Raw genomic sequence first — 20,397 nt, forward strand, 5'->3', positions numbered from 1 at the left:
ATGGACCTCCTGTAGAATGCAAGAAAAAAATAACATCAATAATAAAAACAAACAAATGCAGTCATGTATCCGGCTTATAGCTGATAAATCAACCTAATTTATTCTACAGCCCTGATGGAATTCGCTGGCTTACAAACTATATACTTATCAGTCCATCGGCTTCTAAAAGAGCCACTGAAAAACGCAGTTTTTTTGTAAGCTAAGGTTTGTCTTATTTACCATCAATATTAATTATCTCAAGCATATTTCGGGTTGGAATCTCTTACATATTGTTTTGCTTTTACCTATTCATTATATAAATCACCATTTATTTTACTTATAAGTGCTATGCTACACACTCTTTAGCTACAAACTTTACTCTCTACATAATCATCTCCTGATCTTAGTACAGCAAACACCACTCTTGCCAACTTATTAGCTATGGCAACTGTCGTTTTATTATGGCTACTTCGCTCAGATAAATTAAACATCCATTTCGTAAATTGGCTAAAATCTTTTTTAGATTTCTGTTCTTCCGATGTAAATCTTATCTTGGCATTTAGTACAGCTCTAGCCCCTTGAATTAATAAAGTGCGTAAGTATACATCACCTCGCTTGCTAATTCCCAGCAGCTTATCCTTCCCACCACTTGAATGTTGTCTTGGCACTAATCCTAGCCATGCCGATAATTGCCTGCCATTCTCAAAACTTGTAGCATTACCTATTGATGCTATTAAAGCAGTAGCAGTAATTAAACCAAGACCAGGTATAGCTCTTAATCGTTGATATTGAGTTAGGTTACTTGCTATCATTGTTAATCGTTTTTCTATCTCTTTTATTTTTCTGTTATTATCTAAGAATTCTTCTTTTAGTTCACTAAATGTTTGATAACTTAACTGGCTTAATTTCCCTGCATCTAAAATCTCAATTAATTTTGTGATAACCTTATTAATGCCTTGAGGAACAATAAAACCAAACTCATGTAGTAGCCCCCTAATTTCATTAGCAAGTGCTGTACGATTTTTTACCAATCTCTCTCTTACCCTATGTATTGATAAAATTTCTTGTTGCTCTATAGTTTTAATTGCAACAAATCTCATATTAGGTCTTGTCACGGCTTCACATATCGCTTCAGCATCTGCTTGATCATTTTTATTAGTTTTAACATATGGTTTGACAAATTGCGGTGCCATTAGTTTTACTTCATGCCCTAATTTAGTTATTTCTCTTGCCCAATAACTAGAACCACCACAAGCTTCCATCCCTACTAAACATTGTGGTAAATTAGCCATAAATGTCAAAACCTGATCTCTCATCAATTTTTTCTTTAATACTGTCTTGCCATTTTTATCTACACCATGAATTTGAAAAATTCTTTTTGCAATATCTATACCAATTGTAGTAACCTCCATATGGACCTCCTTAATTGTTGTTTTAATATGTTAAATATTAACCCTAGAAGATTAGCAACTGCTTTTCATTCTCTATATCAGGAGGTCCATACCATTAGTCCATTATAGATTTGCAATGCATCGTAAATTCAAACCAATAGCAGAGATTATTGGATTGATAATATCTCCTATCATACCTTTCAAGAAGTTTCTACCCATCCGACCATATTGCTTTAAGTGACCTATTATTGGTTCTATGGCACTGCGTCTCTTGATCATAGACTTGTCCTCTTGTAACAACTTCTTCCGCGTTTTTGGGGTATATACCTTACTCTTCTCCTTTACATTGCTACCACTATACCCAAGATCAACAAATGATTTCTTTATCTTGATTCCAGTGACACTCTCTACTGCTTCAAAGCTCTGATGCAATGTATGACCATCATAAGGATTATTATGAAACGATTTTGCGGATAAAACAAAATTTCTACGACCACTTACTACTACCGCTACTTTATTGCCAAACTCATATGGCTTGTTGCGTTTTCCCTTTCCTATACACTCTACTTCAGGGGCATGAAAACTATATAATACTTTGTTATCTTCTTTATATTGCTTTTTAGCTTCTCTTTTTAAAACAGATTGGTTATGTATTTGTTTTATTTTTTGCAATACTTCTTGATTTTTGAGAGACAAGTTTAATTGCTTATTTTTGATCTCACGCTCACATACTCTAATCAAACGACCCAGTAATATTTTTAAATGCTTCATTATTTTCCAACGCTTCTTGGCTTTACTATGTTCTTTATATTTCCATAGCTTTACTATATCGCGTTTATAGGTTCTAGCGTATGTTTCATTCAAATGTATACCCAAACTGTTGCAAAGCTTTACTATGCTAAGCCTAGCTTTATCCATTAAATAAACATCGTGTGGGTGTTTGATATTCTTAATTTGTACAGTCGTATCAGCGATGATTAATGGTAAATTCCAGTATTAATCTCTCAGGGTTTAATTCCCCGAAGCTCTGCTTCGTGATATCATAAGAAACAACTAAAACTTTTTTAGATACCTCGTAGCTCTGCTGCGAGGAGCATCATTTAAGCCAGATTTATATTTTCTTCCCATACCTCATTGGGTGTTTTATAACCGAGCACTTTTCTTGGTAAATTATTTAAAAAATCCTCAATTTCTTGTAATTGCTTTATTGTTAATTTTTTTATATCTAAAGATTTAGAGTATACTCTGTGCACCATTGAGTTAATCTTCTCTATCAATGGTTTTTGCCATGGAGAATAAGGATTGCAAAAATATACTTTTCGTTCAGATTTTGGCAATAGTTGTTCATGATTGGTAAATTCTTTGCCATTATCTAACGTTATGCTTTTGATTATATGCGACAATTGTTTAAGTTTTTTATTCATGTTACCAATCACATCTTGTGTTCTTTTTGAACGGTTTAAAGTGAGAAACACTTTTTGTGTTCTGATATCCACAAGAGCGCCTATATTACGACTTTGATTACCTTTGTTAAAAGTTAAATCACCTTCTAAATGACCTATTGCTGCTATCTTTCTATTTATCTCTGGTCTTTCAGTAATGGAAACTCGATTTGGTATTGTAATTCTTTTGTTTCTGATTCTTGTACCATGATGCAACCTATTTTTCCTTTTTCTTGCTAAAGATAAATATAATTTTTGCCTTTGTGCTATAGGAGATGTATAAATAAACTGGTATATACTCTCTGTAGAAATATTGACAGTATCTCGTGATAGTTTACGTCTACCTGAAATTATATCTGGTGAAATACCCTGTGTTAACTGCTTTATTATTTCTGCTCGTAAATTATTATCAATATCTAATTTTCTTTTTCTCTTACCTTGCCTTAAACTGCAAGCAAGTGTGTTAGCCCTATCTGGTCTATAATTATGCCTCATTCTCTTGAGTTCATAACATATAGTGCTTTTATCACGGCCAATCTTTGTCCCTATATATCGCGAGCTATAACCACTCTTATTCATTTCGTATATTTTAAATCTTTCATCTATCGTTAAATGAGCCATGATATATCTATATTTAAATGATGCTCCTCGCAGCAGAGCTACGAGGTATGGCTTTGTTGCATAAATAAGATTTGTAGAGAAAGAGTGGTGATAATCTGGTAAGATGTCCTGAATTAAAAATAATCCAGGATTAGTGGACTGAAAACGCTAATTTAGGATAAGGGATAGATAGAAAGCTTATAGATAAAGGGTTTAAAGGAGATTAATGTTGAGTTATGATAGATTTTTTTAATAAAAGATCAGTAACTCAACATGAAAAGATGTATCATAACTATATATTATTTAGTAGATAATTTTTGTAAAATATATGAATATAATGGACTAATGGTATGGACCTCCTGATATAGAGAATGAAAAGCAGTTGCTAATCTTCTAGGGTTAATATTTAACATATTAAAACAACAATTAAGGAGGTCCATATGGAGGTTACTACAATTGGTATAGATATTGCAAAAAGAATTTTTCAAATTCATGGTGTAGATAAAAATGGCAAGACAGTATTAAAGAAAAAATTGATGAGAGATCAGGTTTTGACATTTATGGCTAATTTACCACAATGTTTAGTAGGGATGGAAGCTTGTGGTGGTTCTAGTTATTGGGCAAGAGAAATAACTAAATTAGGGCATGAAGTAAAACTAATGGCACCGCAATTTGTCAAACCATATGTTAAAACTAATAAAAATGATCAAGCAGATGCTGAAGCGATATGTGAAGCCGTGACAAGACCTAATATGAGATTTGTTGCAATTAAAACTATAGAGCAACAAGAAATTTTATCAATACATAGGGTAAGAGAGAGATTGGTAAAAAATCGTACAGCACTTGCTAATGAAATTAGGGGGCTACTACATGAGTTTGGTTTTATTGTTCCTCAAGGCATTAATAAGGTTATCACAAAATTAATTGAGATTTTAGATGCAGGGAAATTAAGCCAGTTAAGTTATCAAACATTTAGTGAACTAAAAGAAGAATTCTTAGATAATAACAGAAAAATAAAAGAGATAGAAAAACGATTAACAATGATAGCAAGTAACCTAACTCAATATCAACGATTAAGAGCTATACCTGGTCTTGGTTTAATTACTGCTACTGCTTTAATAGCATCAATAGGTAATGCTACAAGTTTTGAGAATGGCAGGCAATTATCGGCATGGCTAGGATTAGTGCCAAGACAACATTCAAGTGGTGGGAAGGATAAGCTGCTGGGAATTAGCAAGCGAGGTGATGTATACTTACGCACTTTATTAATTCAAGGGGCTAGAGCTGTACTAAATGCCAAGATAAGATTTACATCGGAAGAACAGAAATCTAAAAAAGATTTTAGCCAATTTACGAAATGGATGTTTAATTTATCTGAGCGAAGTAGCCATAATAAAACGACAGTTGCCATAGCTAATAAGTTGGCAAGAGTGGTGTTTGCTGTACTAAGATCAGGAGATGATTATGTAGAGAGTAAAGTTTGTAGCTAAAGAGTGTGTAGCATAGCACTTATAAGTAAAATAAATGGTGATTTATATAATGAATAGGTAAAAGCAAAACAATATGTAAGAGATTCCAACCCGAAATATGCTTGAGATAATTAATATTGATGGTAAATAAGACAAACCTTAGCTTACAAAAAAACTGCGTTTTTCAGTGGCTCTTTTAGAAGCCGATGGACTGATAAGTATATAGTTTGTAAGCCAGCGAATTCCATCAGGGCTGTAGAATAAATTAGGTTGATTTATCAGCTATAAGCCGGATACATGACTGCATTTGTTTGTTTTTATTATTGATGTTATTTTTTTCTTGCATTCTACAGGAGGTCCATACATGAAAAAATTGGACAAAAAAATGAAGGAGTGTGTTTCCGCAATAAGTTAGAATAAATAGCAATAAACTTAAGAGGAAAGATGAAGAAAAATAAAGTAAAAATTTTCAGTGCTTCAGAAAAAACGGGGATAGTATTAGAATTAATAAAAGAGGAGTCGACACTTGGTCAGTTAGCTTCAAAATATGCAATAAGTGTTAAAACAATTCAAAATTGGAAAAAACAGTTTTTAGGTAATGCGGCATTAGCTTTTGAACCAGCTAAAGTTTTGAGTGAATATCAAGAACAAATAAATCATTTACAAGAGCAAAATGATGAACTTGCTAAAGCTCTTGGTAGAATCACAGTTGAGAGGGACTGGGCCGTGGGAAAGCTCAAAAGCTTGGATTTATCAAATAAAAAGAGTCTTGTACACTCCAAGCTAAATCAACTCTCAAAATCAAGACAGTGTGAACTATTAAAGATTAGTCGATCTACAGCCTACTATAAATCCAAGGAGATGAGTATAAATAAATTAAGTATTTTAAATAGAATAGATGAAATATATACAGATAATCCTGAATTTGGTTATCGCTATATTCATCAACAGTTACTAGAAGATGGTTTTATTGTCGGTAAAGATCGAGTACTGAAATATATGAGGATGATGGGTATAGAAGCTATTTACCCACATAAGAAAAAATCTACTTCTCGAAACGATAGTGAGCATAAGATCTATAGCTACTTACTTGATCAATATTGGACTAAATCTGGCTCAACAAAGCAAGTGTATGTGCCTAATGTGAATGAGGTTTGGAGTGGTGACATTACTTACATTAGAACTAATGGTGGCTTTATGTATATGGCAGCTATTATAGATTGGCATAGCAAGGCCATATTGAGCTATAAACTGTCAAATTCTATGGATGCATCTCTTGTAACTGATGTCTTGAAACAAGCTCTCAGTAAGTATAACGCTCCACAGATATTTAATAGTGATCAAGGTAGCCAATATACCAGTTATGACCACATAAATATTCTCAAGGAGCATGATATCCAAATTTCAATGAATGGCAAAGGTAGAAGTATTGATAATATAGTAATAGAAAGGTTTTTTAGAACTTTAAAATATAATTGTATCTTTATTAATGATTTTAACAATGTTAAAGAGTTAAAAGAGGGGATTGATCATTATCTGAATAAATATAATTATCACAGATTTCATTCAAGTATTGGTTATAAAAAGCCTATGAATGTATATCTGAATTATATGCAAAATTATCAGCAAATTGCTGCCTGATAATCGAAAAATTAGGAAAACATACTACTCATTTTTTTGTCTTGATTTTTCATGTATGGACCTCCTGTAGAATGCAAGAAAAAAATAACATCAATAATAAAAACAAACAAATGCAGTCATGTATCCGGCTTATAGCTGATAAATCAACCTAATTTATTCTACAGCCCTGATGGAATTCGCTGGCTTACAAACTATATACTTATCAGTCCATCGGCTTCTAAAAGAGCCACTGAAAAACGCAGTTTTTTTGTAAGCTAAGGTTTGTCTTATTTACCATCAATATTAATTATCTCAAGCATATTTCGGGTTGGAATCTCTTACATATTGTTTTGCTTTTACCTATTCATTATATAAATCACCATTTATTTTACTTATAAGTGCTATGCTACACACTCTTTAGCTACAAACTTTACTCTCTACATAATCATCTCCTGATCTTAGTACAGCAAACACCACTCTTGCCAACTTATTAGCTATGGCAACTGTCGTTTTATTATGGCTACTTCGCTCAGATAAATTAAACATCCATTTCGTAAATTGGCTAAAATCTTTTTTAGATTTCTGTTCTTCCGATGTAAATCTTATCTTGGCATTTAGTACAGCTCTAGCCCCTTGAATTAATAAAGTGCGTAAGTATACATCACCTCGCTTGCTAATTCCCAGCAGCTTATCCTTCCCACCACTTGAATGTTGTCTTGGCACTAATCCTAGCCATGCCGATAATTGCCTGCCATTCTCAAAACTTGTAGCATTACCTATTGATGCTATTAAAGCAGTAGCAGTAATTAAACCAAGACCAGGTATAGCTCTTAATCGTTGATATTGAGTTAGGTTACTTGCTATCATTGTTAATCGTTTTTCTATCTCTTTTATTTTTCTGTTATTATCTAAGAATTCTTCTTTTAGTTCACTAAATGTTTGATAACTTAACTGGCTTAATTTCCCTGCATCTAAAATCTCAATTAATTTTGTGATAACCTTATTAATGCCTTGAGGAACAATAAAACCAAACTCATGTAGTAGCCCCCTAATTTCATTAGCAAGTGCTGTACGATTTTTTACCAATCTCTCTCTTACCCTATGTATTGATAAAATTTCTTGTTGCTCTATAGTTTTAATTGCAACAAATCTCATATTAGGTCTTGTCACGGCTTCACATATCGCTTCAGCATCTGCTTGATCATTTTTATTAGTTTTAACATATGGTTTGACAAATTGCGGTGCCATTAGTTTTACTTCATGCCCTAATTTAGTTATTTCTCTTGCCCAATAACTAGAACCACCACAAGCTTCCATCCCTACTAAACATTGTGGTAAATTAGCCATAAATGTCAAAACCTGATCTCTCATCAATTTTTTCTTTAATACTGTCTTGCCATTTTTATCTACACCATGAATTTGAAAAATTCTTTTTGCAATATCTATACCAATTGTAGTAACCTCCATATGGACCTCCTTAATTGTTGTTTTAATATGTTAAATATTAACCCTAGAAGATTAGCAACTGCTTTTCATTCTCTATATCAGGAGGTCCATACCATTAGTCCACTATCCCATGACGAATATTAAAGAGTCTTTTGCAATGATTGTGTAAATTTTTGTTGAGCCTATATTAGAAGTAATTAAAAATATAGGTAACAGAAATGCAAATAGAGAAGAATAAAAAAATAAATGAAGCAATAGATTTGCTGATAGAAGGCGGAGTAGATTTAAAAACAGTACTAAGTCAGAATGGATTAATTAAGGAATTAACCAAGGGTATTTTAGAGCGAGCACTGCATGCTGAGATGTCAGAACATTTAGGTTATAGCAAGTATGATAGAGCTGAAACTGAGAATGCGAGGAATGGTAGTTTTAGTAAGAATCTGATTAGTGAGAATGGTACTATAGAGCTAAATGTTCCAAGAGACAGACAAGGTAAATTTGAACCTATAATAGTCTCAAAGAAACAAACAAGAATAGATGGCTTAGACCAAAAGATAATATCCTTATATGCGAAGGGTATGAGTGTGTCTGATATTAAAACACAATTGCAAGAATTATATGGAGCTGAGATCAGTGAGAGCCTAATCAGCAGGATTACAGATGAAGTAATAGATGAGGTCAAGATTTGGCAGAGTAGACCTCTTGAATCAGTATACCCTATAGTATATTTTGACTGTTTAGTAGTGAAAGTAAGACAAGATAGTCTATCCGCCAAAAACACTTCAAATCCTGATCATTTGTAATGGGATAGAGTTTTGACAACAAATTGCTAAGATTTTCAATAAAAATTAATAAGTTATGTTAATTTTTACTGATACATTTCTGTGTTGGTCTAATTTTGATATGGAGCTATTGTTAACGATTTTTTATCGTTCATCTAGTTTTTGCATGATGATATTTTTGATTTATGTGGAGTTAGACACGATTTGTAAATGATTTGCAATGCATCGTAAATTCAAACCAATAGCAGAGATTATTGGATTGATAATATCTCCTATCATACCTTTCAAGAAGTTTCTACCCATCCGACCATATTGCTTTAAGTGACCTATTATTGGTTCTATGGCACTGCGTCTCTTGATCATAGACTTGTCCTCTTGTAACAACTTCTTCCGCGTTTTTGGGGTATATACCTTACTCTTCTCCTTTACATTGCTACCACTATACCCAAGATCAACAAATGATTTCTTTATCTTGATTCCAGTCCACTATCCCATGACGAATATTAAAGAGTCTTTTGCAATGATTGTGTAAATTTTTGTTGAGCCTATATTAGAAGTAATTAAAAATATAGGTAACAGAAATGCAAATAGAGAAGAATAAAAAAATAAATGAAGCAATAGATTTGCTGATAGAAGGCGGAGTAGATTTAAAAACAGTACTAAGTCAGAATGGATTAATTAAGGAATTAACCAAGGGTATTTTAGAGCGAGCACTGCATGCTGAGATGTCAGAACATTTAGGTTATAGCAAGTATGATAGAGCTGAAACTGAGAATGCGAGGAATGGTAGTTTTAGTAAGAATCTGATTAGTGAGAATGGTACTATAGAGCTAAATGTTCCAAGAGACAGACAAGGTAAATTTGAACCTATAATAGTCTCAAAGAAACAAACAAGAATAGATGGCTTAGACCAAAAGATAATATCCTTATATGCGAAGGGTATGAGTGTGTCTGATATTAAAACACAATTGCAAGAATTATATGGAGCTGAGATCAGTGAGAGCCTAATCAGCAGGATTACAGATGAAGTAATAGATGAGGTCAAGATTTGGCAGAGTAGACCTCTTGAATCAGTATACCCTATAGTATATTTTGACTGTTTAGTAGTGAAAGTAAGACAAGATAGTCTATCCGCCAAAAACACTTCAAATCCTGATCATTTGTAATGGGATAGAGTTTTGACAACAAATTGCTAAGATTTTCAATAAAAATTAATAAGTTATGTTAATTTTTACTGATACATTTCTGTGTTGGTCTAATTTTGATATGGAGCTATTGTTAACGATTTTTTATCGTTCATCTAGTTTTTGCATGATGATATTTTTGATTTATGTGGAGTTAGACACGATTTGTAAATGATTTGCAATGCATCGTAAATTCAAACCAATAGCAGAGATTATTGGATTGATAATATCTCCTATCATACCTTTCAAGAAGTTTCTACCCATCCGACCATATTGCTTTAAGTGACCTATTATTGGTTCTATGGCACTGCGTCTCTTGATCATAGACTTGTCCTCTTGTAACAACTTCTTCCGCGTTTTTGGGGTATATACCTTACTCTTCTCCTTTACATTGCTACCACTATACCCAAGATCAACAAATGATTTCTTTATCTTGATTCCAGTGACACTCTCTACTGCTTCAAAGCTCTGATGCAATGTATGACCATCATAAGGATTATTATGAAACGATTTTGCGGATAAAACAAAATTTCTACGACCACTTACTACTACCGCTACTTTATTGCCAAACTCATATGGCTTGTTGCGTTTTCCCTTTCCTATACACTCTACTTCAGGGGCATGAAAACTATATAATACTTTGTTATCTTCTTTATATTGCTTTTTAGCTTCTCTTTTTAAAACAGATTGGTTATGTATTTGTTTTATTTTTTGCAATACTTCTTGATTTTTGAGAGACAAGTTTAATTGCTTATTTTTGATCTCACGCTCACATACTCTAATCAAACGACCCAGTAATATTTTTAAATGCTTCATTATTTTCCAACGCTTCTTGGCTTTACTATGTTCTTTATATTTCCATAGCTTTACTATATCGCGTTTATAGGTTCTAGCGTATGTTTCATTCAAATGTATACCCAAACTGTTGCAAAGCTTTACTATGCTAAGCCTAGCTTTATCCATTAAATAAACATCGTGTGGGTGTTTGATATTCTTAATTTGTACAGTCGTATCAGCGATGATTAATTCCAAATCTTTTTTTTTAATTGTGTTAGTTTTTATCCCAACCCTGATCAACTCCGATAATATCTCATTATATCCAGCTTCACCTAATACACTACGAAACCGTCGTATACTAGTTTCCGAGATAGCTATGTCTTTTTCTATATATTCCCACCCGCAGAAATACTGCCAATACATATTCTCTTTTAGCTCTTCCTCTGATAATGAATCTGAAAAATTATACATTGCTTGTAGCATCGTTATGCCAAGCATCACTCTATGACATTTTCTATTTCTACCAAATTTCTTAATACAAACATTTTTTGATAACCACTCTTCGAGCCTAGACCAATTTATTAATTCTCTTAATTTATATAGCTTATTATTTGGGTTTAATTCTTCTTTTAATTTATAACCAAACAGTTTCCCTTGTTCTTGCGATTTGATAATGTTGTCTATTGGCATTGACTGAAATCCATAAGGTTTATGACCATATTTTATCATTTTCTTACGGATTGTTGTATTACTTCTTGTCTTAAAACCATATTATCTATAAGGCTTGTAGAGTTTTGGCGGACGGACAAGATAAACTTATTAATGATGCTCCTCGCAGCAGAGCTACGAGGTATCTAAAAAAGTTTTAGTTGTTTCTTATGATATCACGAAGCAGAGCTTCGGGGAATTAAACCCTGAGAGATTAAAAATTGATTATATCTGGCTTAATTAATTATAGAACTTTCCAATTCCAAATCTTTTTTTTTAATTGTGTTAGTTTTTATCCCAACCCTGATCAACTCCGATAATATCTCATTATATCCAGCTTCACCTAATACACTACGAAACCGTCGTATACTAGTTTCCGAGATAGCTATGTCTTTTTCTATATATTCCCACCCGCAGAAATACTGCCAATACATATTCTCTTTTAGCTCTTCCTCTGATAATGAATCTGAAAAATTATACATTGCTTGTAGCATCGTTATGCCAAGCATCACTCTATGACATTTTCTATTTCTACCAAATTTCTTAATACAAACATTTTTTGATAACCACTCTTCGAGCCTAGACCAATTTATTAATTCTCTTAATTTATATAGCTTATTATTTGGGTTTAATTCTTCTTTTAATTTATAACCAAACAGTTTCCCTTGTTCTTGCGATTTGATAATGTTGTCTATTGGCATTGACTGAAATCCATAAGGTTTATGACCATATTTTATCATTTTCTTACGGATTGTTGTATTACTTCTTGTCTTAAAACCATATTATCTATAAGGCTTGTAGAGTTTTGGCGGACGGACTAAATACTGCGTCATCATTTGGAAAGATGCGTTTATTCTTAGTAACTTTTCTCAATTGGCTATTCAGCGATTCTATCGCATTTGTAGTGTAAATAATCTTACGAATCTCCTTTGGATATTGCAAGAAAATTATCAAATTATCCCAATTATTATACCAAGATTTAGCTATATGCGGATATTGCTTACTCCATTTTTGATCAAATGACTCAAGAGCTAATTCTGCTTCTTTTTCAGTAGCAGAAGTATAGATTAGTTTCAAATCCGCTGCTAATTGCTTTCTATCTTTATATGATACATATTTGAGGCTATTCCTGATCTGATGGACAATACAAATTTGATGTTCAGTTTTCGGATATACTGATGCAATAGCATCAGACATACCAGTTAGATTATCACTACAAGCAATTAAGATATCTTTTACTCCTCGATTCTTCATTTCAGTAAAATTACCAAGCCAAAATTTAGCTCCTTCATTCTCACTTATCCATAAGCCTAAAATATCCTTTCTGCCAGATAAATCTATTCCTAAAGCTACATATACTGATTTATTAATAATAAGTTTATCTTGTCTTACTTTCACTACTAAACAGTCAAAATATACTATAGGGTATACTGATTCAAGAGGTCTACTCTGCCAAATCTTGACCTCATCTATTACTTCATCTGTAATCCTGCTGATTAGGCTCTCACTGATCTCAGCTCCATATAATTCTTGCAATTGTGTTTTAATATCAGACACACTCATACCCTTCGCATATAAGGATATTATCTTTTGGTCTAAGCCATCTATTCTTGTTTGTTTCTTTGAGACTATTATAGGTTCAAATTTACCTTGTCTGTCTCTTGGAACATTTAGCTCTATAGTACCATTCTCACTAATCAGATTCTTACTAAAACTACCATTCCTCGCATTCTCAGTTTCAGCTCTATCATACTTGCTATAACCTAAATGTTCTGACATCTCAGCATGCAGTGCTCGCTCTAAAATACCCTTGGTTAATTCCTTAATTAATCCATTCTGACTTAGTACTGTTTTTAAATCTACTCCACCTTCTATCAGCAAATCTATTGCTTCATTTATTTTTTTATTCTTCTCTATTTGCATTTCTGTTACCTATATTTTTAATTACTTCTAATATAGGCTCAACAAAAATTTACACAATCATTGCAAAAGACTCTATACTTTTCGTTCAGATTTTGGCAATAGTTGTTCATGATTGGTAAATTCTTTGCCATTATCTAACGTTATGCTTTTGATTATATGCGACAATTGTTTAAGTTTTTTATTCATGTTACCAATCACATCTTGTGTTCTTTTTGAACGGTTTAAAGTGAGAAACACTTTTTGTGTTCTGATATCCACAAGAGCGCCTATATTACGACTTTGATTACCTTTGTTAAAAGTTAAATCACCTTCTAAATGACCTATTGCTGCTATCTTTCTATTTATCTCTGGTCTTTCAGTAATGGAAACTCGATTTGGTATTGTAATTCTTTTGTTTCTGATTCTTGTACCATGATGCAACCTATTTTTCCTTTTTCTTGCTAAAGATAAATATAATTTTTGCCTTTGTGCTATAGGAGATGTATAAATAAACTGGTATATACTCTCTGTAGAAATATTGACAGTATCTCGTGATAGTTTACGTCTACCTGAAATTATATCTGGTGAAATACCCTGTGTTAACTGCTTTATTATTTCTGCTCGTAAATTATTATCAATATCTAATTTTCTTTTTCTCTTACCTTGCCTTAAACTGCAAGCAAGTGTGTTAGCCCTATCTGGTCTATAATTATGCCTCATTCTCTTGAGTTCATAACATATAGTGCTTTTATCACGGCCAATCTTTGTCCCTATATATCGCGAGCTATAACCACTCTTATTCATTTCGTATATTTTAAATCTTTCATCTATCGTTAAATGAGCCATGATATATCTATATTTAAATGATGCTCCTCGGCTTTGTTGCATAAATAAAATTTGTAGAGCAAGAGTGGTGATAATCTGGTAAGATGTCCTGAATTAAAAAATAATCCAGATTATATGAGATCTCGGAAGAAAGCCCCTTTTAGTAAATCACGCAAGTATTCTAAATATAAAATAACGAATTGGTCAGAATATAATAATTTTTTACGCAATAGGGGTCGCATAGATTTTATGATTGCCAGTGATTTGGCGATTGGCTGGTATGCTGATTACAGAGAGGAAATGAAACGAGGAAGACCTAGACGCTATAGTGATCACGCTATATTACAGTGTTTGAAGATCAGATGCTTATTCGGTCTTAAGTTACGCCAAACCCAAGGCTTTATAAACTGGCTCTTTGAAATATCGGGTTTATCTATTAGATGTCCAGACTATACAACATTAAGTAAGCGTATGAAGTCATTAGATCTTAGGTATTTACATGGAAATCAAGATAAAGAATTTAGTTGTATTTCAATGGATAGTACAGGGATACAAGCCTACACAGGGAACGAATGGCTAGAAAATAAGCATGGTAAGCACAATATAAGCGTCGCATATGGAAAAAGCTACATATCGTTATAGAAGATCAAGGTATGATACTTGCCGATAGTACCACAGAGCATACTATAGATGATAGATCACAGATTGGACTACTAATAGCTAATGTCAGAGCCAAGGATTTTCTGGGAGATCGAGGGTATGACGGTGAATCTACATATCAATTGTTGAGAAAGAAGAAGATAAAACCAGTTATTAGACCCCCAAACTCTTCAGTAAAAGTTCAATCGCTTAGGGATAAAACTGAGAGAGATGCAGCTGTTATATATCAACAAAACAAAGGATACCAAGCATGGAGGGTAAAGAATAATTATGGTAGAAGGGAGCGTGTAGAGAACACGTTCTTTCGATTTAAAACTTCTTTTGGTAGTAAGTTTCTATCAAGACATGATCAAAATATGACAAAAGAAATGTCTATTAAATGCCACTTATTAAACAAAATGTTTGAAATTGGTAAACCTATCTCTGTGCCTGTTGGCTAGGCTAGCATTGCGGGGTTAGGGGCAGTATATTCAAAAGCTTATTTATGCAACAAAGCCGAGCATTATCGGTCAAAGATGTTATGGTGAAAAGGTCTATCAACATCAATCACGTATTAGTATGATTGCTGGGCTGTGTGTCAAGGCTTTGTTGCATAAATAAGCTTTTGAATATACTGCCCCTGGCTTTGTTGCATAAATAAGATTTGTAGAGCAAGAGTGGTGATAATCTGGTAAGATGTCCTGAATTAAAAATAATCCAGATTATATGAGATCTCGGAAGAAAGCCCCTTTTAGTAAATCACGCAAGTATTCTAAATATAAAATAACGAATTGGTCAGAATATAATAATTTTTTACGCAATAGGGGTCGCATAGATTTTATGATTGCCAGTGATTTGGCGATTGGCTGGTATGCTGATTACAGAGAGGAAATGAAACGAGGAAGACCTAGACGCTATAGTGATCACGCTATATTACAGTGTTTGAAGATCAGATGCTTATTCGGTCTTAAGTTACGCCAAACCCAAGGCTTTATAAACTGGCTCTTTGAAATATCGGGTTTATCTATTAGATGTCCAGACTATACAACATTAAGTAAGCGTATGAAGTCATTAGATCTTAGGTATTTACATGGAAATCAAGATAAAGAATTTAGTTGTATTTCAATGGATAGTACAGGGATACAAGCCTACACAGGGAACGAATGGCTAGAAAATAAGCATGGTAAGCAATATAAGCGTCGCATATGGAAAAAGCTACATATCGTTATAGAAGATCAAGGTATGATACTTGCCGATAGTACCACAGAGCATACTATAGATGATAGATCACAGATTGGACTACTAATAGCTAATGTCAGAGCCAAGGATTTTCTGGGAGATCGAGGGTATGACGGTGAATCTACATATCAATTGTTGAGAAAGAAGAAGATAAAACCAGTTATTAGACCCCCAAACTCTTCAGTAAAAGTTCAATCGCTTAGGGATAAAACTGAGAGAGATGCAGCTGTTATATATCAACAAAACAAAGGATACCAAGCATGGAGGGTAAAGAATAATTATGGTAGAAGGGAGCGTGTAGAGAACACGTTCTTTCGATTTAAAACTTCTTTTGGTAGTAAGTTTCTATCAAGACATGATCAAAATATGACAAAAGAAATGTCTATTAAATGCCACTTATTAAACAAAATGTTTGAAATTGGTAAACCTATCTCTGTGCCTGTTGGCTAGGCTAGCATTGCGGGGTTAGGGGCAGTATATTCAAAAGCTTATTTATGCAACAAAGCCATGATTAATTCCAAATCTTTTTTTTTAATTGTGTTAGTTTTTATCCCAACCCTGATCAACTCCGATAATATCTCATTATATCCAGCTTCACCTAATACACTACGAAACCGTCGTATACTAGTTTCCGAGATAGCTATGTCTTTTTCTATATATTCCCACCCGCAGAAATACTGCCAATACATATTCTCTTTTAGCTCTTCCTCTGATAATGAATCTGAAAAATTATACATTGCTTGTAGCATCGTTATGCCAAGCATCACTCTATGACATTTTCTATTTCTACCAAATTTCTTAATACAAACATTTTTTGATAACCACTCTTCGAGCCTAGACCAATTTATTAATTCTCTTAATTTATATAGCTTATTATTTGGGTTTAATTCTTCTTTTAATTTATAACCAAACAGTTTCCCTTGTTCTTGCGATTTGATAATGTTGTCTATTGGCATTGACTGAAATCCATAAGGTTTATGACCATATTTTATCATTTTCTTACGGATTGTTGTATTACTTCTTGTCTTAAAACCATATTATCTATAAGGCTTGTAGAGTTTTGGCGGACGGACTATTTAAAAAATCCTCAATTTCTTGTAATTGCTTTATTGTTAATTTTTTTATATCTAAAGATTTAGAGTATACTCTGTGCACCATTGAGTTAATCTTCTCTATCAATGGTTTTTGCCATGGAGAATAAGGATTGCAAAAATATACTTTTCGTTCAGATTTTGGCAATAGTTGTTCATGATTGGTAAATTCTTTGCCATTATCTAACGTTATGCTTTTGATTATATGCGACAATTGTTTAAGTTTTTTATTCATGTTACCAATCACATCTTGTGTTCTTTTTGAACGGTTTAAAGTGAGAAACACTTTTTGTGTTCTGATATCCACAAGAGCGCCTATATTACGACTTTGATTACCTTTGTTAAAAGTTAAATCACCTTCTAAATGACCTATTGCTGCTATCTTTCTATTTATCTCTGGTCTTTCAGTAATGGAAACTCGATTTGGTATTGTAATTCTTTTGTTTCTGATTCTTGTACCATGATGCAACCTATTTTTCCTTTTTCTTGCTAAAGATAAATATAATTTTTGCCTTTGTGCTATAGGAGATGTATAAATAAACTGGTATATACTCTCTGTAGAAATATTGACAGTATCTCGTGATAGTTTACGTCTACCTGAAATTATATCTGGTGAAATACCCTGTGTTAACTGCTTTATTATTTCTGCTCGTAAATTATTATCAATATCTAATTTTCTTTTTCTCTTACCTTGCCTTAAACTGCAAGCAAGTGTGTTAGCCCTATCTGGTCTATAATTATGCCTCATTCTCTTGAGTTCATAACATATAGTGCTTTTATCACGGCCAATCTTTGTCCCTATATATCGCGAGCTATAACCACTCTTATTCATTTCGTATATTTTAAATCTTTCATCTATCGTTAAATGAGCCATGATATATCTATATTTAAATGATGCTCCTCGCAGCAGAGCTACGAGGTATCTAAAAAAGTTTTAGTTGTTTCTTATGATATCACGAAGCAGAGCTTCGGGGAATTAAACCCTGAGAGATTAAAAATTGATTATATCTGGCTTAATTAATTATAGAACTTTCCAACAATTGTCGCATATAATCAAAAGCATAACGTTAGATAATGGCAAAGAATTTACCAATCATGAACAACTATTGCCAAAATCTGAACGAAAAGTATATTTTTGCAATCCTTATTCTCCATGGCAAAAACCATTGATAGAGAAGATTAACTCAATGGTGCACAGAGTATACTCTAAATCTTTAGATATAAAAAAATTAACAATAAAGCAATTACAACTGAAGTTTTGACAAAATCCTTTCCATAAGGAGAAATGTATTCCAATTTTTTTATACTTTTTTAGTAATAACAAAATTTATTTATTCTATTTGGGTACATAATGTGTCAAAAACTGTAGCAATTTTGTCTAATATTGCTGGTTTATACTTACTAATATTATTTGGTAATTCTAGCTTTTTATTAAATGAGGTTTTGGTAATTTGGTTACTTCCATCAAAACTTGATTTTATTGTAATTTCCAACTTACCGTGTTTATTACTTTTGCGTATTACTGGTGCAAATGGTTTGACCTGATGATTATTTCTAATATTTCTATGATCTGGTATCCCTCTGGATATAGACTTTTCTAATATTTCTTCAAGGGCAATTTGTGGCATAGATCTATAAACTTCACTTGGAGACAACATATTGCTATTGATTTTTTTATCCCATGCCCTTACTTTTCTTGCCTTAACTGAAGATTGTGCATGATACAATATGTTGTACGCTAGCATTACGAATAACATATAATCCTCATCTTTATTTGGATCATTCGTTTGAAATTTATCCATCAATAATTTTGACTTACCAAATTTAAAAAAATGCTCAATATCAAACCTTTGTCTATAGTATTCATATACTTCTTTACCACTGATTTTATCTTTTTGTTGGCCAGAAACACATAACCATAAATCTCTGTTATATTTCCTATTTCCTGATGCATCTAACACCTTAACCTGAATAAAATTCAGCGGTTTATCAGACATGATATGCTGTTTCTTGCCCTTGATTAGATAATTCTTAAATAGTGAAATACTAATTGATATGTCACCATTTTTTGTAGCCTTTACTACAGTTTCTTCTGTATCTGGAATCAGTAAATTATCAGAACTACTACAAGAAATCTTAGCTCCATAAGATCTTTTACGACCTCTTGTTTTTTGCTCCTCTATATATATTTTGTAAATACTGCGATTAATTCTTTGGCGGGTTATTGTTACCGTATTTGCTTCATTGTGCAGCGGGTGAATGAAAGATAGAGCGCTATAACCTGCATCACCTACTGTTATATTGAGAGCCTTTTGTGGTATTTGCTTAACAATTTTCATTATTTGTTTGCTACCTTTGCTATACTTATTCTCATCTGATTTTACTCTATTTATAGATATTGGTACAGACCATTTAGGCTGAGCACCGATGCAAACTACACTATATTCATAACCCGCAACTGGTCGGTTATTAGCATTCTGTCTAATATATGTACGATCAATTGCTTTCTTGGAATCTTTCTTGCTACTCACTGTAGTATCTATTTGCAGTAAGTTTTTACCCTCATTAATCAGTTTACTTATTAAGTATTTTTCTATATCTTCTCGAGTCTTAAAACGTTGCTCATCTCTTATATTTAATGATTCATCACGAGCACAGTAAAAATTCTCTATAGCTCTGTATACACTTGACCAACTACGCTGAAAATATTTATTAGTTGTTAATTCAACAACAGATCTTGCTTTAACGCTATCATTAGTTACTAGTGATAGTATTAATTCTAAAACCACATCTTGATTATAGGGGAAAATTTTTTATTTCTTGCAACATTTCTTGCATAATCATACACACTAAAAACCATTTTGTATTTGAGCGTATTTATATCATACTTTATAAGTTTGGTTATCTTTTTGTCAAAACTTCAGTTACAAGAAATTGAGGATTTTTTAAATAATTTACCAAGAAAAGTGCTCGGTTATAAAACACCCAATGAGGTATGGGAAGAAAATATAAATCTGGCTTAATTAATACTGGAATTTACCCTATAAAACATAATCCGATTATTAAGGATTTTAGTCAACGTTTGAGCAATGTTGGAAAATCTAAAATGGTTATAGTGATTGCTGCTATAGCTAACGCGGAAAGGTTTTTACCATAGTTTTTGTATTTACTCACATATTCACCAGATCTAAATCCTATTAAACATTGCTGGACTAACTTTAAAAACTGTTTACGTAAAATTATTGATCAATGCCTAAGTTTTTCCTAATCTGTGGTAGAAACATTTCCGTGTTAGCTATATGC

General features: G+C 32.7%; 16 protein-coding genes and 6 pseudogenes. 10 read left to right on the plus strand and 12 right to left on the minus strand.

Features of this window, described 5'->3' with window-relative positions; genetic code table 11:
• Positions 1–341: 341 nt before the first annotated feature.
• From AAHI98_RS02545 to AAHI98_RS02555, 3 genes are all read right to left on the minus strand, one after another.
• A complete protein-coding gene (locus AAHI98_RS02545) occupies positions 342–1,391 on the minus strand; it encodes an IS110 family RNA-guided transposase (protein WP_342224642.1) in 1,050 nt (349 codons plus the stop codon).
• Positions 1,392–1,493: 102 nt separating this feature from the next.
• Positions 1,494–2,288, minus strand: a complete 795-nt coding sequence (locus AAHI98_RS02550) for a hypothetical protein (RefSeq protein WP_342224949.1) — start codon at positions 2,286–2,288, stop codon at positions 1,494–1,496.
• A 182-nt stretch (positions 2,289–2,470) separates the two neighbouring features.
• A complete protein-coding gene (locus tag AAHI98_RS02555) occupies positions 2,471–3,433 on the minus strand; it encodes an IS30 family transposase (protein ID WP_342224646.1) in 963 nt (320 codons plus the stop codon).
• Positions 3,434–3,852: 419 nt separating this feature from the next.
• Here AAHI98_RS02555 and AAHI98_RS02560 point away from each other — a divergent pair, with 419 nt between their 5' ends.
• Together AAHI98_RS02560 and AAHI98_RS02565 are read left to right on the plus strand one after the other, a co-directional pair.
• Positions 3,853–4,902 carry an IS110 family RNA-guided transposase gene (locus AAHI98_RS02560; protein ID WP_342224642.1) on the plus strand — a complete coding sequence of 350 codons (1,050 nt, stop codon included), beginning with the start codon at positions 3,853–3,855 and terminating at the stop codon, positions 4,900–4,902.
• Between the two features lie 423 nt (positions 4,903–5,325).
• On the plus strand, positions 5,326–6,522 hold the full coding sequence (locus AAHI98_RS02565; RefSeq protein ID WP_342224663.1) for an IS3 family transposase: 1,197 nt from the start codon (positions 5,326–5,328) through the stop codon (positions 6,520–6,522).
• 396 nt (positions 6,523–6,918) lie between these two features.
• Here AAHI98_RS02565 and AAHI98_RS02570 read toward each other — a convergent pair whose 3' ends face one another.
• Complete coding sequence (locus tag AAHI98_RS02570) at positions 6,919–7,968, minus strand: IS110 family RNA-guided transposase (protein ID WP_342224642.1); 1,050 nt, start codon at positions 7,966–7,968, stop codon at positions 6,919–6,921.
• 197 nt (positions 7,969–8,165) lie between these two features.
• Here AAHI98_RS02570 and AAHI98_RS02575 point away from each other — a divergent pair.
• Positions 8,166–8,714 (plus strand): annotated as a pseudogene (locus tag AAHI98_RS02575) (IS256 family transposase); the annotation flags it as partial.
• Positions 8,715–8,912: 198 nt separating this feature from the next.
• Here AAHI98_RS02575 and AAHI98_RS02580 read toward each other — a convergent pair.
• The gene (locus AAHI98_RS02580) at positions 8,913–9,113 is read right to left on the minus strand and encodes a hypothetical protein (RefSeq protein WP_342224789.1); all 201 of its coding nucleotides are present in this window, start codon (positions 9,111–9,113) and stop codon (positions 8,913–8,915) included.
• A 197-nt stretch (positions 9,114–9,310) separates the two neighbouring features.
• Between AAHI98_RS02580 and AAHI98_RS02585 the strand changes: the two are divergent.
• Positions 9,311–9,859, plus strand: a pseudogene (locus tag AAHI98_RS02585) (IS256 family transposase); the annotation flags it as partial.
• Positions 9,860–10,057: 198 nt separating this feature from the next.
• Here the strand turns inward: AAHI98_RS02585 and AAHI98_RS02590 are convergent.
• The 4 genes and pseudogenes from AAHI98_RS02590 to AAHI98_RS02605 all read right to left on the minus strand — a co-directional run.
• Positions 10,058–11,419, minus strand: a complete 1,362-nt coding sequence (locus AAHI98_RS02590) for an IS5 family transposase (RefSeq protein WP_342224717.1) — start codon at positions 11,417–11,419, stop codon at positions 10,058–10,060.
• Positions 11,420–11,634: 215 nt separating this feature from the next.
• The gene (locus AAHI98_RS02595; protein WP_342224951.1) at positions 11,635–12,138 is read right to left on the minus strand and encodes a transposase; all 504 of its coding nucleotides are present in this window, start codon (positions 12,136–12,138) and stop codon (positions 11,635–11,637) included.
• A gap of 79 nt (positions 12,139–12,217) precedes the next feature.
• Positions 12,218–13,321, minus strand: a pseudogene (locus AAHI98_RS02600) (IS256 family transposase); the annotation flags it as partial.
• 75 nt (positions 13,322–13,396) lie between these two features.
• Positions 13,397–14,146, minus strand: a pseudogene (locus tag AAHI98_RS02605) (IS30 family transposase); the annotation flags it as partial.
• Positions 14,147–14,260: 114 nt separating this feature from the next.
• Between AAHI98_RS02605 and AAHI98_RS02610 the strand changes: the two are divergent.
• From AAHI98_RS02610 to AAHI98_RS02620, 3 genes are all read left to right on the plus strand, one after another.
• A complete protein-coding gene (locus AAHI98_RS02610) occupies positions 14,261–14,767 on the plus strand; it encodes a transposase (protein WP_342224954.1) in 507 nt (168 codons plus the stop codon).
• 11 nt (positions 14,768–14,778) lie between these two features.
• The gene (locus AAHI98_RS02615; RefSeq protein WP_342224955.1) at positions 14,779–15,225 is read left to right on the plus strand and encodes a transposase; all 447 of its coding nucleotides are present in this window, start codon (positions 14,779–14,781) and stop codon (positions 15,223–15,225) included.
• A gap of 265 nt (positions 15,226–15,490) precedes the next feature.
• Positions 15,491–16,453: an IS5 family transposase gene (locus tag AAHI98_RS02620; RefSeq protein WP_342224734.1), complete on the plus strand. Its 963-nt coding sequence runs from the start codon at positions 15,491–15,493 to the stop codon at positions 16,451–16,453.
• A 38-nt stretch (positions 16,454–16,491) separates the two neighbouring features.
• Here the strand turns inward: AAHI98_RS02620 and AAHI98_RS02625 are convergent, their stop codons facing one another.
• Both AAHI98_RS02625 and AAHI98_RS02630 read right to left on the minus strand, forming a co-directional pair.
• On the minus strand, positions 16,492–16,998 hold the full coding sequence (locus tag AAHI98_RS02625) for a transposase (protein ID WP_342224956.1): 507 nt from the start codon (positions 16,996–16,998) through the stop codon (positions 16,492–16,494).
• A 46-nt stretch (positions 16,999–17,044) separates the two neighbouring features.
• Positions 17,045–17,968, minus strand: coding sequence for an IS30 family transposase (locus AAHI98_RS02630; RefSeq protein WP_342224957.1), 924 nt, complete (start codon positions 17,966–17,968; stop codon positions 17,045–17,047).
• 151 nt (positions 17,969–18,119) lie between these two features.
• Here AAHI98_RS02630 and AAHI98_RS02635 point away from each other — a divergent pair.
• Positions 18,120–18,344, plus strand: a pseudogene (locus AAHI98_RS02635) (IS30 family transposase); the annotation flags it as partial.
• An 81-nt stretch (positions 18,345–18,425) separates the two neighbouring features.
• Here the strand turns inward: AAHI98_RS02635 and AAHI98_RS02640 are convergent.
• Entirely contained in the window at positions 18,426–19,883 is a 1,458-nt protein-coding gene (locus AAHI98_RS02640; RefSeq protein ID WP_342224664.1) for a transposase, read from the minus strand.
• Between the two features lie 132 nt (positions 19,884–20,015).
• On the opposite strand from AAHI98_RS02640, the pseudogene AAHI98_RS18435 reads away from it, so the two are divergent.
• Together AAHI98_RS18435 and AAHI98_RS02645 are read left to right on the plus strand one after the other, a co-directional pair.
• Positions 20,016–20,117 (plus strand): annotated as a pseudogene (locus AAHI98_RS18435) (IS30 family transposase); the annotation flags it as partial.
• Positions 20,090–20,251 carry a hypothetical protein gene (locus AAHI98_RS02645; RefSeq protein WP_342224959.1) on the plus strand — a complete coding sequence of 54 codons (162 nt, stop codon included), beginning with the start codon at positions 20,090–20,092 and terminating at the stop codon, positions 20,249–20,251. The pseudogene AAHI98_RS18435 and the gene AAHI98_RS02645, both read left to right, overlap by 28 nt.
• Positions 20,252–20,397: the final 146 nt, after the last annotated feature.

This window comes from Rickettsia endosymbiont of Urophora cardui, assembly GCF_964030725.1.
Classification (GTDB): Bacteria; Pseudomonadota; Alphaproteobacteria; order Rickettsiales; family Rickettsiaceae; genus Rickettsia.

Coding starts and splice junctions, on each gene's coding strand:
- AAHI98_RS02545 (WP_342224642.1), bottom strand. CDS start 1,391: ATGGAGGTTACTACAATTGGTATAGATATTGCAAAAAGAATTTTTCAA.
- AAHI98_RS02550 (WP_342224949.1), bottom strand. CDS start 2,288: ATGGATAAAGCTAGGCTTAGCATAGTAAAGCTTTGCAACAGTTTGGGT.
- AAHI98_RS02555 (WP_342224646.1), bottom strand. CDS start 3,433: ATGGCTCATTTAACGATAGATGAAAGATTTAAAATATACGAAATGAAT.
- AAHI98_RS02560 (WP_342224642.1), top strand. CDS start 3,853: ATGGAGGTTACTACAATTGGTATAGATATTGCAAAAAGAATTTTTCAA.
- AAHI98_RS02565 (WP_342224663.1), top strand. CDS start 5,326: ATGAAGAAAAATAAAGTAAAAATTTTCAGTGCTTCAGAAAAAACGGGG.
- AAHI98_RS02570 (WP_342224642.1), bottom strand. CDS start 7,968: ATGGAGGTTACTACAATTGGTATAGATATTGCAAAAAGAATTTTTCAA.
- AAHI98_RS02590 (WP_342224717.1), bottom strand. CDS start 11,419: ATGATAAAATATGGTCATAAACCTTATGGATTTCAGTCAATGCCAATA.
- AAHI98_RS02595 (WP_342224951.1), bottom strand. CDS start 12,138: ATGATAAAATATGGTCATAAACCTTATGGATTTCAGTCAATGCCAATA.
- AAHI98_RS02610 (WP_342224954.1), top strand. CDS start 14,261: ATGAGATCTCGGAAGAAAGCCCCTTTTAGTAAATCACGCAAGTATTCT.
- AAHI98_RS02615 (WP_342224955.1), top strand. CDS start 14,779: ATGATACTTGCCGATAGTACCACAGAGCATACTATAGATGATAGATCA.
- AAHI98_RS02620 (WP_342224734.1), top strand. CDS start 15,491: ATGAGATCTCGGAAGAAAGCCCCTTTTAGTAAATCACGCAAGTATTCT.
- AAHI98_RS02625 (WP_342224956.1), bottom strand. CDS start 16,998: ATGATAAAATATGGTCATAAACCTTATGGATTTCAGTCAATGCCAATA.
- AAHI98_RS02630 (WP_342224957.1), bottom strand. CDS start 17,968: ATGGCTCATTTAACGATAGATGAAAGATTTAAAATATACGAAATGAAT.
- AAHI98_RS02645 (WP_342224959.1), top strand. CDS start 20,090: ATGGGAAGAAAATATAAATCTGGCTTAATTAATACTGGAATTTACCCT.